Consider the following 15529-nt stretch of genomic DNA (forward strand, 5'->3'; position numbering starts at 1 on the left):
CGCGACACAAAGCGCTCGAGCAAAGGGACGTAACAGCATGCTTTTCGGATTGGATGGGGTCGAGATCGGTCTTGTGATCGTCTTCCTGACCCTCTTCGCCGCGATCCTGACCGGCTTCCCGGTCGCTTTCGCCATCGCCGGGGCAGGGGTGATCTCCTTCGCGATCATCGCCGCCCTCGACAGCGCAGGCCTCCTGATCCATCAGGCCATCGATACGGGCTCCGCCGAATACCGCGCCCTCGTGGCCGATGGGGTCATACGCGACGCGATATCCGTCTTCCGATACCCCGAATTGCCACGGATCGAGGAACCGGTCTTCCCCGGCGGCTGGGAACAGGCGCTCGAACGCAACATCTCCTTCATCGTCAACCGCATGAACGAGCGCGTGATCGCGGGCCAGTCGATCGAGACGCTTCTCGCCGTTCTCATGTTCGTCATGATGGGCATCGTCCTCGAACGCTCCAAGATCGCCGAGGATCTGCTGACCACCATGGCGCGCGTCTTCGGCCCGCTGCCGGGCGGTCTGGCCGTCTCCATCGTGATCGTGGGGGCCTTCCTCGCGGCCTCCACCGGGATCGTGGGCGCGACCGTGGTGACCATGGGCCTCCTGGCCCTGCCCACCATGTTGCGCAACAACTACTCGCCCGAGCTTGCCACCGGCGTCATCGCCGCCTCGGGCACGCTGGGCCAGATCATCCCGCCCTCGATCGTGATCGTTCTTCTGGGCACGCTGGTGGGTGACCTCTACGCCACCGGCCAGGAAACCCGCGCCGTTCTCGCCGGCTGCACCGATGCGCTGACCTTCCTTGGCGCTCCGGCGGTCCTGTCGGTCGGTACGCTCTTCCAGGCGGCGCTTCTGCCCGGTCTCTTCCTCGCCTTCCTCTACGGGGCCTATGCCTTCGGCTTCGCGCTCCTGCGCCCGGCCTCCGCACCGCCCGTGGTGATGGAAGGCGGCGGCGGCGAACCCGTCACCCGCAAGGAGGCGCTGACCTGGTATCTCTTCGCGCCCGTCGGCCTGATCTTCGCCGTCGTCCTCGCCGCCTCTGGCGGGATCGTGGGCAGCCAGTCGATCACCGTCTCGGACTATGCCGAGAATGACAGCTCCGGCATCCTGCGCACCAATGTCTCCGAACAATGCCAGGCCTCGATGATCGACCTGCATGGCCAGGACCGCTGGGACGAATCCGTGGCAGCCCGCGCCGCCATGGCCGATGCGGGCCAGACCGGCGAAGCCGTCCTCCTGACCGAGGAAGAACTGGTCGCCGCCCGTGCCGCTGCGCTCGAGAACGCACCGCCCATCGGGGCAGGCGTGGCCGTGGTCTTCACGCTCCTCTCGCTCGTCCTGATCCTCGCGCGCGGCGTCTCGCCCTCGTCCAACCCCGCACCGCTGATCGCGGGTGGCATGGGCGTCATCCTCGCGCTGATCGCGGATATCCTCTTCATCTCGCCGCTGTCCTCCAGCGGATCGACCTTCCTGATCCTCGCGATCCCCTTCTTCCTGACGCTCTATGGATGCCGGGTCGCGATGGGACGGCTCTCGCAGAATGACCTTCTGCGCGTGGTCTTCCCGCCGCTCGTTCTGATCGTGGCGGTTCTGGGCTCGATCCTCGGCGGCATCACCAACCCCACGCCCGCCGCGGCGCTGGGGGCGGCAGGGGCCATCATGCTGGCCGCCTATCGCAAGCTGAAAGAGGAAAACGGCAAGTCCAAGATCGTGATCTGGGCCTCCTTCGCGCTCGTGATCATGATCCTCTTCGGCGTGAACTTCGACCTGCGCATCACGCGCAGCGACGTTCCGCTGCAGGACTGGATCGCCTATATCATCGCGCAGGGCGCCTATCACTTCGCCTTCTTCGGCCTCCTGTTCAGCTGCTGGGTCCTGTTCCGCTCGAACATCCTGGCCCCTGTCGTGCGCGAAACGGCCAAGGTCACCTCGATGGTCTTCACCATCCTGATCGGCTCGCAGCTCCTGAACCTCGTGCTCATCTCCTTCGGGGGTGAGCATCACATCCAGGCCTTCCTGCGCAGCTTCGACAACGAGATGATCGTCTTCCTCGTCGTGATGCTGATCCTCTTCATCCTCGGCTTCGTGCTCGACTTCCTCGAGATCATCTACATCGTGGTCCCCATCGTGGGTCCGGTGATCTATGGCGGCACGCTCGACCCGGCCTGGGTGACGATCATGATCGCGGTCAACCTGCAGACCTCCTTCCTGACGCCACCTTTCGGCTTCGCGCTCTTCTACCTGCGCGGCGTCGCGCCAAAATCGGTGACGACGGGCCACATCTACCGGGGCGTCATTCCCTTCGTCGGGATCCAGGTGATCGGTCTGGGCCTCCTGTGGCTCTTCCCGGGCATCGTGACGATCTTGCCGCGCCTCCTTGGCTGAGGGCAGGGCAGTCACCGGAAAAAGCCAAAGGCCGCCCCGAAACGGGCGGCCTTTGTGCTTTCCGAAAGGTAAATCCAGAAATCGCGGCGTTAACCTTGGTTAAGCCCCGCCGCGCCCGGCAAGGCATTCTTAACCCTGATCAAGGTTGATATTCCCTTGCCCGCGCATGCCCGCCTTAACCTTTCGTCAGGAAAGTCCTCGTGGCCTTAACCGTTCCGAAAGCTTTGGCGCGTGCTGTTAACCGATTGTCAGGACCTTTGCGGGCCCTCACTCCTCCGACCGCAGGTCGGGCAGGGTGATCTGCGCCACCTGCTGCGCGATCGGTTCGACCGACAGCGGATGGATCTGGTTCGAATAGCCGTCCGGGTCCCCGATGGGTTGCCATTGCCCGTCGACATAGACCTCCAGCGCCGGGAAACCGGCCTTGTAGCCCATCTTGGACGACCCCGGCACCCAATAGCCCAGGTAGACAAAGGGCAATCCCGCCTCGCGCGCCAGCGCCACATGGTCCAGGATCACATGGGTTCCAAGGCTGTCGGCCATCCGGTCCGGGTCGAAAAACGAATAGACCAGGCTCAACCCGTCATCGAGGATATCGGTCAGGCAAACCGCCACCAGCGGCGCCTCCTCGCCCTGGCTCGGCAGGCTTTCGTCGCGGTATTCGATCACCCGCGTGCGGACCGGCGTTTCCTCGATCATCGCGGCGAATTCGAACACATCCATGTCTGCCATCCCGCCATCGGCATGCCGCGCATCCAGATAGCGCCGGAACAGCGCATATTGCGCCTCCGTCGCCCAAGCCGACCGCGCACCGCGCTGCAAGCCTGAGTTGCGCTTCAACACCCGGCGATGGGCCTTTTTCGGCACGAAATCCGCCACCCGGATGCGCGCCGAAAGACAGGCCGCGCAATCGGTGCAGGACGGCCGGTAGAGCACATTCTGCGAGCGACGAAAACCCTGCTTGCTCAAGGCGTTATTGAGCTTTTCCGCCTGCTCGCCCTGCAGCGCGGTGAACAGCTTTCGCTCCCTGCGCCCATCGAGATACGGGCAGGTTTGCGGGGCCGTCACATAGAATTGCGGCGCAATGGGAAGGGTGTGGCGCATGCGTCTTTTCCGGCCGAAGCCGCGTGGTCAGTTCAGCCAGAGGGTGCACCAGCCCAACGGGCGCCCGCAACAGTTTTTTAGGCAAGGATTGACCGATGCCATCGTTGCTTGCGTCACCGCCCCGGCCGGTTGATCGCCGCCGATCCGATGAGCAGGTCATGCAGCCCCTGGTGCCGCGCGCCAAAGGCCATCATCAGGATCGAGATCACCTGCAAGATGACAAAGCCCGTCGCCACCATGTAGCCCAGCGTATGCACCACGGCCTCGCCCCCCGACAGCCGCGCCCCCGTCGCGCCCCGCAGTTCGAGGTTCATCAACCTCATCCCCCAAGTCGCTGATCCATAAGCGATAGTTCCTGCGCGATACAGGAAATTGGTCATGATGAAAGCCAGCGGCCAGATCCACCACAGTGCCGTCAGCGTCAAAAGCCCCAGCACGAAGGTGATGGCGGTCACGATGACCACATCCACCAGCCAGGCGAACAGCCGCTTGGCCGGAACACCCTCGTAAAAGGCGGCGTCATAGTCAGGGTCGGGCAGGGTCGTAGGCATGATCCGGGACATGGCGCGGCTCCGCGTGAAAGGAAAGGGGAAAGACTGCAAAAAACGCCCCGCCGCACAAGCGGCAGGGCGCAGGCGCGGGGCGGTTCAGGCCTCGCTGCCGTCGGTCGTCTGGCGGCCACTCCTTGCGCGGTCATCCATGAACTGGTCGAATTCCGCCTTGTCCTTGGCCTCGCGCAGGCGCTGCAAGAAGGCCTCGAACGCGTCTTGTTCCTGCTCCAGGCGGCGCAGCGTGTCGGCCTTGTAGGCGTCAAAGGCGCTGTTGCCGGAGGTCCGGTTGACACCATGGTTGGCGGTGCGGCGGCGGGACGAGCAGGAAGAATTGAACATGCGTTTGCTCCAGATCATGTAGGCAAGAAGGGCAAGGCCGATGGGCCAGAACAGGATGAAGCCCAGCACCATGGCCGCGATCCACGCGCCCTTGCCGCGCTGATCGAGCCACTCTTCGGCACGCGAAAACCAGCCGCGCGCATCGCGCATGGGGCCGGTATTGGTCAGGGTGTCGGTCATCGGCGTCTCCTCTGTGGGGATGTTAATGTTAAACACATTCACACAGATGGGAGATCGCCTCCGATCATCAAGAGGGGCGGGGCGAAAAAAGTAAAAAAGCTTCACATCGACGGATCGGACGTATGGCTCTTGCCTTTTCGCCCATGCCTGCGCTATCCCGCCGCGAACGGACAGTTGGCCGAGTGGTCGAAGGCGCACGCCTGGAAAGTGTGTAGGCGGGGAACCGTCTCGAGGGTTCGAATCCCTCACTGTCCGCCACTACCCTTCCGATAACGCTTTGATTGAATTTTTGTTCCTCCGCCGTGCCCTGGTCAGGGTATCGCGCGGGGTATCATTTGGCGCCGGAGCAACGATTCCGATACTGACCTGCTCCCCGGATTGTCCTTGATCAGAAGTTAAGTCGGTTCCGTGTTTGGTCCTTCTCTGACCGGTTGAAGTATTCCCGTGGCGTAAGCCCATCGAGGCTCGTGTGCGGGCGGTGGTGATTGTCGTCGTCGCGCCATGCCGCAATCAATTGGCGGGCATGGCGCAGCCCGACGAAGAGGTGCTCGTTCAGGCATTCGTCCAGGAGCCTGCCGTTGATGGGGAAGACGGCCGCCCGCGGGATGAACTCCTGAACGAGACGCGGTTCCCGTCCCTGGGCCATGCCCGCGCCACGCTCGCGGCCTAGCGCAAGGACAACAACACCGAACGCCCCCATTCCCCCTCGGCTGGCAGACCCCAGCCGAGTTCGCCAAGACCTACACCCCGCAACGGGGCCTGACGCTGCGCAACCTGCAAAGCTCCGCGCCAGCCCCCGTTGCCCAACCCGCCCAAGCAGGCAAAACTCAAACCCGGAGCCCCGCTCACGCTGGATAAAAGTTGGAGGCAACGTCAGGCCTGGTGCGGATCGGGAAGCGGGCCTAGGTATCCGCGCGCGGCAAACCCGTCTGCGCCTTGGTCGGCCCTTTGGCGGGTGAGCCTGGTTCCGGGTCGCGCGACGCAGGATCTCAACCCTCGCCGCGAAACCGCGCGATCAGTTCGGTGGGAAGCGGCGCCGATTTCAGGCCGCGCGCGGGATCTCTCACTGTCCAGACCCGGGTCTCGAAACCCTCGACGCAGAGCGTTGTGCCCTTTGTCAGCCTGTGGCGGATGTCGAAGCTGCGCTCCTTGATCTCGGCCACCTCTGTCGTGATCTCGACATCCTCGCCGTAGCGGCAGGGCACCTTGAAGATCGCGCGTGTGTCGACCAGCGGACAGCCGGCGGCAGCGAAGCGCGCCAGCATCTCTTGCTTGGGCCAGCCCGCTGCCTCGTAGAGCATCGTCGTACCGTGATCGAACCAGCGAAAGAATTGCGGGTTGAAGACGATGCCCGCAGGGTCGCAATCGCCCCATTCGATCCGGCGCTTGAGGGTGTTCGACAACATCACTTTCCCCTTTCGTCAAAGACCCGTTTGGCCTTCATCTGCGATTTCGGCAGCGAGTTGGGAGCCACCACTTGCACCCCGCATCGGATTTCGCAGCGGCTGCGGATTTCCCTTGCGACAGCCCCCGCCGCCGAGGCATCGCGGTGTTCGATCGTGACGGTCATCACGTCCAGGCCATCCTCTTGGGTGCGCAGATGGATCTGGAACTCGTCGCCGGTGCCTTGGACGGCGCGCACGGCCTCTTCGATCTGGACCGGGAAGAACTTGATGCCGCGCAGGTTGATCAGATCGTCGGCGCGCCCCGTCATGCAACCCAAGGCCTTGGTATGATTGCGCCCGCAGGCACAGGGTTCCGCGCTCAGGGTGGTGTAATCGCCCACGAGAAAGCGCAGCTGCGCCGAGCTTTCCGAGGTCAGGTTGGTGCAGACCGACAGTCCCTTTTCGCCCTCGCGCGTCACCGCCAGCGTATCGGCATCGACGGTTTCCCAAAGCTGGATGTCGTCCATCAGGTGGATGAAGTTCCGCTCGCCCGACTGGTATTCAGGGCAGGAATAGCCGCCGCAATGCGGGCTTGCCTCGGTGCAGCCATAGAATTCGATCGCCGTGGCCGCCCAGAGCGACTGCAGCTTTTCGATCGTGCCCGCGACGCCCGAGAAGGGCTCACCGCCGGTGACGATCCATCTGATCGAGGAGTCGGCGGGATCGCGCCCCATCTCCTGCATGACGCGCGCGAGGTAGAAGGCGTAAGACGGCGTACAGACCAGCGTTGTCGGATTGAACCGCTCGATAAGGGCGGCGCGGGCGGGCCCGTCCATGCCGCCACCGGGGATCACCGGGAGGTTCATCGCCTGCAAGGTGTATTGCACACCCCATGCAAAGACATGAGGCCCGAAACCGACCATGGGGATCGCGCTATCGCCCTTGCGCAGACCACCTGAATAGAGCGCGCGGGCATTCGCCTGTTCCCAGAACTTGCGGTCGAAGTGGGTGTAGCGAAAGACTCTTGGCACCCCCGTGGATCCCGAGGAAGAAAACAGCATCCAGCCCCGGTCGGCCCAATCCTCGGGCCCGCAGGTGGTGTAGGTGCCATATGGCGGGTTCTGGATCGCGTCTTCCATCATCTCCTGCTTGGTGACGACGGGCCAGTTGGCGATCAGCGTCTCGACCGAGGTGATGTCGCTCGGCGCAACACCCAGCCGATCGAAGCGCCGCCGGTAGAAGGTGCTGTTCTCATAGAGAAAGGGGGCAACAGCCGCGATCTTTTCATCCTGCACCGCGCGGATTCGGTCGCGCGTCCAAGCATCCTTGGGCGACCAGTAAGCCGCGGTTGCGGGCGTGTCGCGTTCATCGAGCGTGTCCAAAAGCAGCTGTTTCCAGCGTGTGCGGGTCTCGGCGGCGCGGTTCATCGGATGGGTCATGCCTGTTGCTCGCTCAACTGGACGGGCTGTGCCTCGCCGCGCCCGCTTTTGTCTCAGACATCCTGCAAGGAACCGCGCTTGATGCCGATTTCGCTGCGATAGCTTTGCGCTGCGCGACTGATGGGGCTGGGCGCGACGGTGGCGCGGATCTTGACCTGCTTGTGCGGTTCGATGTTGCCGGCGCTGCGCACGCCGCCCCCGTCCTCGCCCCAATGCAGGATCACTTCGGTGCCCGGTTCGGCGAAACCCGCATCGATCGAGGCCAACGACATCATGGCGCGCTCGTTCTCGGTATAGCCGGGATAGGTGGCAAGCCCGATCAGGGTGCCGCGCGCGTCCGTGACCTTGTCGTAATGCATCCGCGCCGTGGCAGCGAGAGGCAAGGTGATGGTCAGCGGCTTGTCCGCTTGCGCGCCGCCCTCGAACTGCGCCTGCATGACCGACAGCACGTCATCTGCGTTCCAGACGAGCGTCACCTTCTTGCGATGGGGTGCGTCCTTCATCGCCTCAAGCGCGTCACGACCGATGAAGTCGTGGTCGAACTTGATGATGTGGCCGTAATTCACGTCATACGGGGTCAGGTAATAGTCCTCGATGTTCTCGGAATAGAAGCTTCCCCCCAGCGACATCCGCATCGAGGCGTTCTTGGACGACATCCAGTCGCGGTAGCCGCTGGTGCCTTGACCGGTATAGACCGCCGACACGGGCACCGCCCACCAGCCGCTTTCGATGACGGTGGTGAAATAGGCGATCGAGCCGACCATGCGCAGGCCGTATTTCCGGCCCGCCTTCTGGATCAGGTTCTTGACCTCTCGGTATTCCGCCCAAGGCCCGTAGATTTCCAGCCCCGGCATCCCTCCCATCGAATGGCGCATGCCCCGTGCGACGTGCGAGCCCAGCCTGATCTCGGCCGATTTGAAGAACTTGATCTCGGGAAGGGGCGCGCCATGCAACTCCTCGAGCAACTCCCAGGCTTTGGGTCCTTCGACCTGAAAGCGATAGAATTCGCGCGCCTTGGCCTTGTTCAGTGTCCACATCGGGTCAGAAGCTACGGTGACATCGAATCCCAGCGCCTCGGCGTTGTATTCGACCCATTCGGTGGTCGCCGGATTGCCGACCACCATGTAGTCGTCCTCGCCCTGACGATAGAGGATCGCGTCGCCGATCAGGTAGCCCTCGGGCGAGCAACAGACCAGTTGCTTGGCGGCGCCGATCTCAAAATTGCGGAAGCTGTTGACCGAGAGGTATTGCGTGAAGGCCAGCGCATCGGGACCGCGCACATGGGTGGAACACATGTGATAGCTCTGGTCATGGACCGCGATGGTGTTACGCCACGCCCATTGTTCGTCGCGCCACGTGGTGAATTCGGGACGCACGCCATCGCCCGGCATCATCTGGGTGTAGATCGTCAGCGCGTTCTTGGGCGCATTCCGGAACAGATGGTCGGTGATGTTCGGAATGACCTCGAGCAGGTCATTCATGGTCCTCGGGGCGTCGGTCTGGGTCATTTTGGTGCTTCTCCGCGGAATGGTCAGGTCAACGAGTTGATTTATCAACTTACTAGGCATGATGAGTTGCAATGGCAACTCATGTTTCGGGACATCAGTCGAACATCGAATTCGGAAGGAACAGGGCGAGTTGCGGGAACATGACAAGCAGCGCCAAGCAAAAGGCCATGGCAAACCAGAACGGCAGAACGCCACGAAACACCGTCGCCATCGGGACCTTTTGCGCAATGGCCTTGACGACGAACACATTGATCCCGACCGGCGGTGTAATCATCCCCATCTCGATGACGATCACCGCAATGACCCCGAACCAGATCGGATCGTAGCCCAGCTCCAAGATCACCGGGAAGACGATGGGGATCGTGATCACCAGCATCGACAAGGCATCCATGAACATGCCCAGCACGATATAGGCCAGCAAGATGAGGATCAGCGACCCCAGGGCGCCGAGGCCCAGACCCACCAGCCAATCGCCAAGGTTCTGCGGGATCTGCGTCATGGCCAGAAAGGGGCTGAAGATCGCAGCGCCGATCACGATGAGATAGAGCATCGCACTGGTCTTGACGGTATCGAGAAACACGCCACGCAACCGCGCGGCATTTAGCTTTCGGCCAATCAACGCGAAGACAAGGATCAGGAACGCGCCCACACCGGAGGCCTCGACCGGGGTAAAGACCCCGGCATAGATGCCACCGATCGAGATCACGACGACCGCCAGCAAGGGCAGCGCGCCCGTCAGCGAGGCAAGGCGTTCGGCCATCGAAACGGGTCGACCGGCCGGCGCGCTTTCGGGATCGATACGGGCGATGATCATGATCGTCAGCACGAAAAGCGCCGTCAGTAACACCCCCGGCACGATCCCTGCCATGAAAAGGCGGCCCAACGATTCTTCGGTCAGGATGGCATAAAGGACAAAACCGGTCGAAGGTGGGATGAGATAGCCCAGCGTACCGCCAGCGGCGACCGCACCCGTGGCAAGACGGTTGGAATAGCCAAAGCGCTGCATTTCGGGAATGGCGACCTTGCCGATGGTCACAGCGGTCGCCACCGACGAACCGCTTACGGCAGAGAACCCGGCACAACCAAGGATCGAGGCCGAGGCAAGCCCGCCCCGATAGCGCCCGACCCATGAATAGGCCAGATCGTATAGCCCCCGGCTGTAGCCTGCCGCGGTCGCGATGTTGCCCATCAAGACGAAGAGCGGGATCACGATCAACGCGTAGGCCGAGACCGAGGAAAAGGTTTCCGTGGTCAGAAGCGCGACCGCCGGGCGTGGCCCGTTCAGCATCCAAGTGCCGAAGAAGCCAGCAGCCAACATCGCCATGGCGACAGGCACCCTGAGCGCCAGCATCGCGAAAAGGCCCGCGATCGCCAGAAGGCCGATGGCCGAGGCCGTCATCGGATCGGTCCGGGCCTGAGGATCATCCGAAGCATTTGCAGCGCCAATATGGCCGCGAAAAGCCCCATGCCGATCAGCACCAAACCGTAGAACGGCCAGATCGGAATGCGCAACAGGTTGGTCGTGTCCGCATATGCCCAGGCATCGAGCGTGCGATCGAAATAGGATCGCGTGACGAAGAACAGGACCGCCACCCCTACCACGCGATACAGGATTTCAGTGATCCACCGGCCAAGACGACCGAGGGCACCGTCCAACAGGTCGATCCGCACATGCCCATCCTCGACCGTGCAATAGGGAATGGCCAGCATCACGACCGCGACAGAGGCCAGCTCCAGCACCTCGTTCGCGCCCAGGATCGGCGCGTTGAAGGCGTAGCGCATCACGACGCCGGCAAAGACGAAGAGCATCATCAAGCCCAGAACCATCGCCGAGCCCATCGCCAGCCAGATGTCGAACCGGCCGCGCGGGAGCGGCCGGTCTTCAAGGTCGGGGGTCATCGCGTCAGTTCTGCAGGGCTGACACGAAAGCGCGCGCCGGGTGTCCGGCAGCCTCGGTCGCTGCGACCACCTGTTCGACGACCCCAGCAGAGGCAGCATTGAATTCCGCGGCCGCCTCGGGCGAGAGTTCGATCCATTCGCGCCCTGTTGTTTCGCGGAACATCTGCTCGCCGCGCGCCACACCGGCAAGTTGCACACCGTTCGCAACGGTGGCGATCTCGCGCCCGATCCGGTCAAAGGCCGCTCGGTGGTCCGCACTCAGGCCATCATAGGCATCGCGGTTCATGAACAGCGCAAAGGATGAAATCGTGGTGTTCATGCCCGAAGTGACGTAATTCGCCACCTCGCCCAGGCGGAAGGCATAGGTCGCTGTCGCGTCGATCATGACAGCATCGATGACGCCGGTCTGAAGCGCGTTATAGGCTTCGGCAGGCGGCATGGAGACCGGAACCGCGCCCCAAGCCTCGACGATGAGGCCGGCATTGGCGGATGGCACGCGGATCTTCATGCCTTGCACGTCGGCCACGCTGCGCACCGGCCTGTCGCGGGTGTAAAGCACGTTTTCGCCGTTGGTCCAGATCGACAGGAGATGCACGCGGCGATGCTCTTCTGACAGTAAATTCATGGCGTTCCAGATCTGCTCGGTACCATTTTCCTCGGTGATCATGCCGGGCAATTCGGCCAGCAATGTCAGCGGAAAGCGCGATGCGGTATAGCCGGGCAGGCTGAAGGCGATCTCGGCCACGCCGTTGAGCGCGCGGTCATATTGTTCGATCGGATTGCCGCCAAGTGCGCCGCCGGGAAAGATCTGCACGGTCACCGCGCCGCCCGTGGCCTCGGCGATCATGTCGGCCATCACGCCATAAACCTGTGTTTGATAGGGATGCTGGGGTGGCAGAAAATCCGCCAATCGCATCTCGGTCTGCGCGAAAGCAGAACTGCCCGATACCGCGACCGCGCCGAGTAAAACGGCGCGGGCAAGTGCTTTGAACATCATCGGAACCTCCCATTCTCGATGCAGTCACGCTAGCACCAACTGTTGCAATGTCAACTTGACATCGCAACTTGTGGGATCGGCCACTTCTCGAGCCTATAGTCGGAAAACCGTCTGCTTTCGGGTCAGCGGACGGAGTCGACGTTGCGGACCATGGTGCGAATGGCCCGCAAGAACGCCTCCAGATCCTGCGGTTCGATCCCCTCGACGAGCTTCTGCTCACGGCCAAGCGCAACCTGCAGGATCGTGTCGTGCAGCGACAGGCCGGCTTCGTTAAGCCACCAGATGCGCTTGCGCTGGTCGGTCACCACTGCGTCGTAACCAAGCAACCCCTTCGCATCGAGCCGAGACAAGGCCCGGCTGGCGGCACCCTTGTCGATCTTGATGATGTCGCAGATCTGCGAGGCCTGGATGCGTGGCTCGATGGCCAGCATGGACATCACGCGCCATTCGGCGATGCCGATATCGAAACGTTCAAGATAAACCTTGGACGCCCCCCCCGACAGCGCGTTGTTCACGGCCGACAACAGATGGGGCACATAATTTTCCAGATCGACGACCAACCGTCCGTCCCGCTCGCGTGTCGATTGCGAGATCCGGTCCGATGACACAGCTTCGTCCCCGTGTTCTGTCATTTTTTCGTTCAGCACCCGCGCGACCTCTTGCAGATGAGCGGTAAATTGCAGACGGACCTCTGCTGCCCCCCGAGGTCTTAGGCCACAAAACGCCGAATGCCAAGAAAGCGCCAAATGGTACTTGCGAGATGGCTCGAGGCGGTCCGCAACATGGGCTTGGCCGCATGTTGGAAAACGCCGAACTGCGCCGGGTCCCTCTTCTGCTCCAGACTTCGGTCAAAACGTTCAGAACAGCGCGGAGCCGTGCGAAAGCCGGGCGCCAACCGAGTTTTGCGATCGCCAAGATCCCTGCAGTGCGAGCGTGGAGCAAATGACGGCGACGTAAGCGTTGTGCCGATCACACGGTGACGGCTCAGCTCCAAGAGAGCAGATCGTCGATCTGGCTCCGCTTGTGGCCTTGGACGATGGCGGTGAGCGTGGCGGCCAGCCAGGTATGGGGATCGACGCCGTTCATCTTGCAGGTCTCGATTGGCGAGGCGATGACGGCCCAGTTTTCAGCGCCGGCATCATGGCCAGCGAAGAGTGCATTTTTTTGTTTAGGGCAATGGGGCGGATGGTGCGCTCGACTGCGTTGCTGTCGATCTCGACACGGCCATCGGTCAAGAAGCGACCAAGGCCCTCGCGGTATTTGGCGATGTAGGACAGCGCCTCGCCCAAGGGCGATTTGGCCGAGGCGCGTCCGCGGTGATGGATCAGCCAATCATCAATTCGTGTGAGGGTCGGAGCGGATCGATCCGGTCGGGTGGCGGGGTCACTGCCGCGGATCTCGGATTCGATGGCACAGAGATCACGGATGAGAGCCACGCCTTCCTCGGCAATCGGCGCAGGGCCGGCGCGGGTGATCTCGACCAGCTTGCGCCGCGCATGCGCCCAGAAATAGGCAAGCTGGATACCAGGGCCAGCACGGTCTGGAATGATCAGCCGGTTTTATCCTTCACTGTCCGCCACCCCCACATCACCAAAAAACCACCCACGACACCGCCTCAGGGCCGGGGCGCTTTGCTGACGGCGGCGCGGCCTTTGACCCTTCGCGTCAAATTCCGGCATCCCCACGGCAAAATCCGCACTATACTTGAGGGGCCGGGGGCGGCAGGACCCGCCCCGTTCAAGGGAGGAACAGGGCATGTTGGCAAGAATTCTGGTGCCCGTCTGGGGCGAAGGCATGGGCGATGCGGTGCTCGAACATGCAGCGCAGCTCGCGCATCGGCACAAGGCGCATATCGTCGTCGCCCATTGTCGCGCCCGCCCCGAGGACATGATGCCCCATGGCATCCCTCTGCCCGGGTTCGTGCGCGATGCGATCCTCAAACAGGCCTCCCAGATGGCCGACCACGAGGAAAACAGCCTGCGCGACCGCCTGCATGCCGCTGCCATGGCCCTCGACCTGCGCGAGGCCGACCGCCCGGCGGGCGATGTGGCCACCGTGCAATTCGTCGAGGAACACGGACGCCTTCCCGACATGATCAAGCACAATGGCCGCCTTGCCGATCTGATCGTGGTGGCCAAGCCTGACCGCGACCGCAACCTGGGTCAGAACGCGCTCAAATCGGGCCTGTTCCAGACCGGGCGCCCGGTCCTGATGTGTCCGCCTGCGGGCGAGGTTCCGCAGACGCTGGGGCGCCATGTCACCGTGGGCTGGAACGGCTCGATCGAGGCGTCGCGCGCCGTGGCGCTCACGCTCGACCTTGTGGCCGCCGCCGAAAAGGTGACGGTCCTGGCCGCGGGCACCGGCAAGCCGCATGGCGCCACGCCCGAGGATCTTCTGGAATACTACCGCCTGCGCGGCATCACCGCCGATCTGATCCGTTTCGAGGCGCGCAATCCCGGCCTTGCGCTGCTTGAGCGCACGATGGAACTCGGGGCCGGAATGCTCATCATGGGGGCTTACGGCCAAAGCCACGAGCGCGAGACGCTTTTCGGCGGCAACACCCAATCCGTTGTCGACAAAGCGGAAATTCCCGTGGTGCTCGCGCATTGAGCAATCGTTTCATCGCGAAATAAAATAATTCTTGAAGGGTTAAAACGGAAAGATAGTTACTCCTCCACGAACAGGCGGCGCGGGGCGAGGGGTCCCGTGCCGCATCTTGCAAAGTTACGGAGGAGGAGCCGTCATGTCGTTCACCAAGCGTGCTGTCTTGAAACTGTCCTGCGCGGCTCTCGTCGCGCTTTCGCCGCTTCCCGCGCTCGCGCAGGATTGGGAACCGCGCCGCCCCATCGATTTCGTCATCATGGCCGGTCCCGGCGGCGGTGCCGACCAGATCGCGCGCTTCATCCAGTCGGTGGCCGAGCGCTATGACCTGACCTCGCGCCCGCTCGTGCCCAACAACCAGGGCGGCGGTTCGGGGGCCGAGGCGCTCTTGCATCTCAACAACGCCAGCGATCCCGATCACACGATCCTCGTGACGCTGAATTCCTTCTTCACCACGCCCTTGCGTCAGGCCAATCTCGGCATCGACATCCAGACCTTCACGCCCGTGGCGATGATGGGCGTCGATCCCTTCGTGCTCTGGGTGCACCGCGACAGCGGCATCACCAATTTCGACCAGTGGCTCGAAACGGTGCGCGGCATGAACGGCGATTACGTCATGGGCGGCACCGGCTCGGGGCAGGAAGACAGCATCGTCATCGCCTTCCTGTCCAATGCCTATGACCTCGACATCACCTATATCCCCTATGATGGCGGCGGTGCCGTGGCGCGCGATCTGGCGGGCCAGCAGATCATGGCCACCGTGAACAACCCCGCCGAGGCCAAGGGCTTCTACGAGGCGGGCGATGTCGTGCCGCTTCTGGCCTTCTCCGACGAACGTCTGCCCGCATTCCCCGATATCCCGACCATCCGCGAACTGGGGCATGATTTCTCCTATGCCAACCAGCGGGCCGTCGTGGGCGCGCCCGGCATGTCGGACGAGGCGGCGGCCTATTACCAGACCGTCTTCACCCAGGTCTACGAAAGCGCCGAATGGCAGGGCTATCTCGAATCCGAAAGCCTCTCGCCGCTCTGGATGAGCCCCGAGGAACAGCGCGCCTATTGGGACACCCAGGTCGCCAATCACCGCGAACTTCTGGCCTCTCTGGGCCAGTAATCCGCCCTCGGGCAACAGGGCCC

At 62.9% G+C, this 15529-nt stretch carries 13 protein-coding genes, 1 tRNA gene and 2 pseudogenes; 4 read left to right on the top strand and 12 right to left on the bottom strand.

The genetic code is table 11. The features are described 5' to 3' along the window. The first annotated feature begins 37 nt into the window (after positions 1-37). Positions 38-2389 carry a TRAP transporter large permease gene (locus tag AABA51_RS06245; protein WP_338275518.1) on the top strand — a complete coding sequence of 784 codons (2352 nt, stop codon included), beginning with the start codon at positions 38-40 and terminating at the stop codon, positions 2387-2389. Between the two features lie 267 nt (positions 2390-2656). On the opposite strand, the gene AABA51_RS06250 is transcribed toward AABA51_RS06245, so the two are convergent. The 3 genes from AABA51_RS06250 to AABA51_RS06260 form a co-directional block, all read right to left on the bottom strand. Next, positions 2657-3493: an arginyltransferase gene (locus tag AABA51_RS06250; RefSeq protein WP_338275519.1), complete on the bottom strand. Its 837-nt coding sequence runs from the start codon at positions 3491-3493 to the stop codon at positions 2657-2659. A gap of 113 nt (positions 3494-3606) precedes the next feature. Beyond that, on the bottom strand, positions 3607-4044 hold the full coding sequence (locus AABA51_RS06255; RefSeq protein ID WP_338275521.1) for an RDD family protein: 438 nt from the start codon (positions 4042-4044) through the stop codon (positions 3607-3609). 96 nt (positions 4045-4140) lie between these two features. Continuing rightward, entirely contained in the window at positions 4141-4563 is a 423-nt protein-coding gene (locus AABA51_RS06260; protein ID WP_338275524.1) for a DUF2852 domain-containing protein, read from the bottom strand. Positions 4564-4731: 168 nt separating this feature from the next. Between AABA51_RS06260 and AABA51_RS06265 the strand changes: the two genes are divergently transcribed. Then, positions 4732-4821: transfer RNA gene (locus tag AABA51_RS06265), tRNA-Ser, on the top strand. Positions 4822-4951: 130 nt separating this feature from the next. Here AABA51_RS06265 and AABA51_RS06270 read toward each other — a convergent pair. From AABA51_RS06270 to AABA51_RS06315, 9 genes and pseudogenes are all read right to left on the bottom strand, one after another. Beyond that, positions 4952-5143 (bottom strand): annotated as a pseudogene (locus AABA51_RS06270) (integrase core domain-containing protein); the annotation flags it as partial. A gap of 409 nt (positions 5144-5552) precedes the next feature. After that, the gene (locus AABA51_RS06280; protein WP_338275525.1) at positions 5553-5969 is read right to left on the bottom strand and encodes an acyl-CoA thioesterase; all 417 of its coding nucleotides are present in this window, start codon (positions 5967-5969) and stop codon (positions 5553-5555) included. Next, entirely contained in the window at positions 5969-7387 is a 1419-nt protein-coding gene (locus tag AABA51_RS06285; protein WP_338275528.1) for a phenylacetate--CoA ligase family protein, read from the bottom strand. The genes AABA51_RS06280 and AABA51_RS06285 overlap by 1 nt, the downstream gene beginning before the upstream one ends. A 53-nt stretch (positions 7388-7440) precedes the next feature. After that, positions 7441-8895 (bottom strand): aminomethyl transferase family protein, encoded by a 1455-nt coding sequence (locus tag AABA51_RS06290; protein WP_338275529.1) that lies wholly within the window; start codon positions 8893-8895, stop codon positions 7441-7443. A 94-nt stretch (positions 8896-8989) separates the two neighbouring features. Then, on the bottom strand, positions 8990-10294 hold the full coding sequence (locus AABA51_RS06295) for a TRAP transporter large permease (RefSeq protein WP_338275532.1): 1305 nt from the start codon (positions 10292-10294) through the stop codon (positions 8990-8992). Beyond that, positions 10291-10794, bottom strand: coding sequence for a TRAP transporter small permease (locus AABA51_RS06300; protein WP_338275534.1), 504 nt, complete (start codon positions 10792-10794; stop codon positions 10291-10293). Before AABA51_RS06300 ends, AABA51_RS06295 begins: the two co-directional genes overlap by 4 nt. A 4-nt stretch (positions 10795-10798) precedes the next feature. Next, entirely contained in the window at positions 10799-11791 is a 993-nt protein-coding gene (locus AABA51_RS06305) for a TRAP transporter substrate-binding protein (protein WP_338275536.1), read from the bottom strand. 122 nt (positions 11792-11913) lie between these two features. After that, positions 11914-12438, bottom strand: a complete 525-nt coding sequence (locus AABA51_RS06310) for a MarR family winged helix-turn-helix transcriptional regulator (RefSeq protein ID WP_338275538.1) — start codon at positions 12436-12438, stop codon at positions 11914-11916. A gap of 337 nt (positions 12439-12775) precedes the next feature. Then, a pseudogene (locus AABA51_RS06315) lies at positions 12776-13350 on the bottom strand (IS66 family transposase); the annotation flags it as partial. A 196-nt stretch (positions 13351-13546) separates the two neighbouring features. On the opposite strand from AABA51_RS06315, the gene AABA51_RS06320 reads away from it, so the two are divergent. Then, on the top strand, positions 13547-14401 hold the full coding sequence (locus AABA51_RS06320; RefSeq protein ID WP_338275541.1) for a universal stress protein: 855 nt from the start codon (positions 13547-13549) through the stop codon (positions 14399-14401). A gap of 133 nt (positions 14402-14534) precedes the next feature. Beyond that, entirely contained in the window at positions 14535-15506 is a 972-nt protein-coding gene (locus tag AABA51_RS06325) for a Bug family tripartite tricarboxylate transporter substrate binding protein (protein WP_338275543.1), read from the top strand. Positions 15507-15529: the final 23 nt, after the last annotated feature.

This window comes from Roseicyclus marinus (assembly GCF_036322625.1).
Lineage (GTDB): Bacteria > Pseudomonadota > Alphaproteobacteria > Rhodobacterales > Rhodobacteraceae > Roseicyclus > Roseicyclus marinus_A.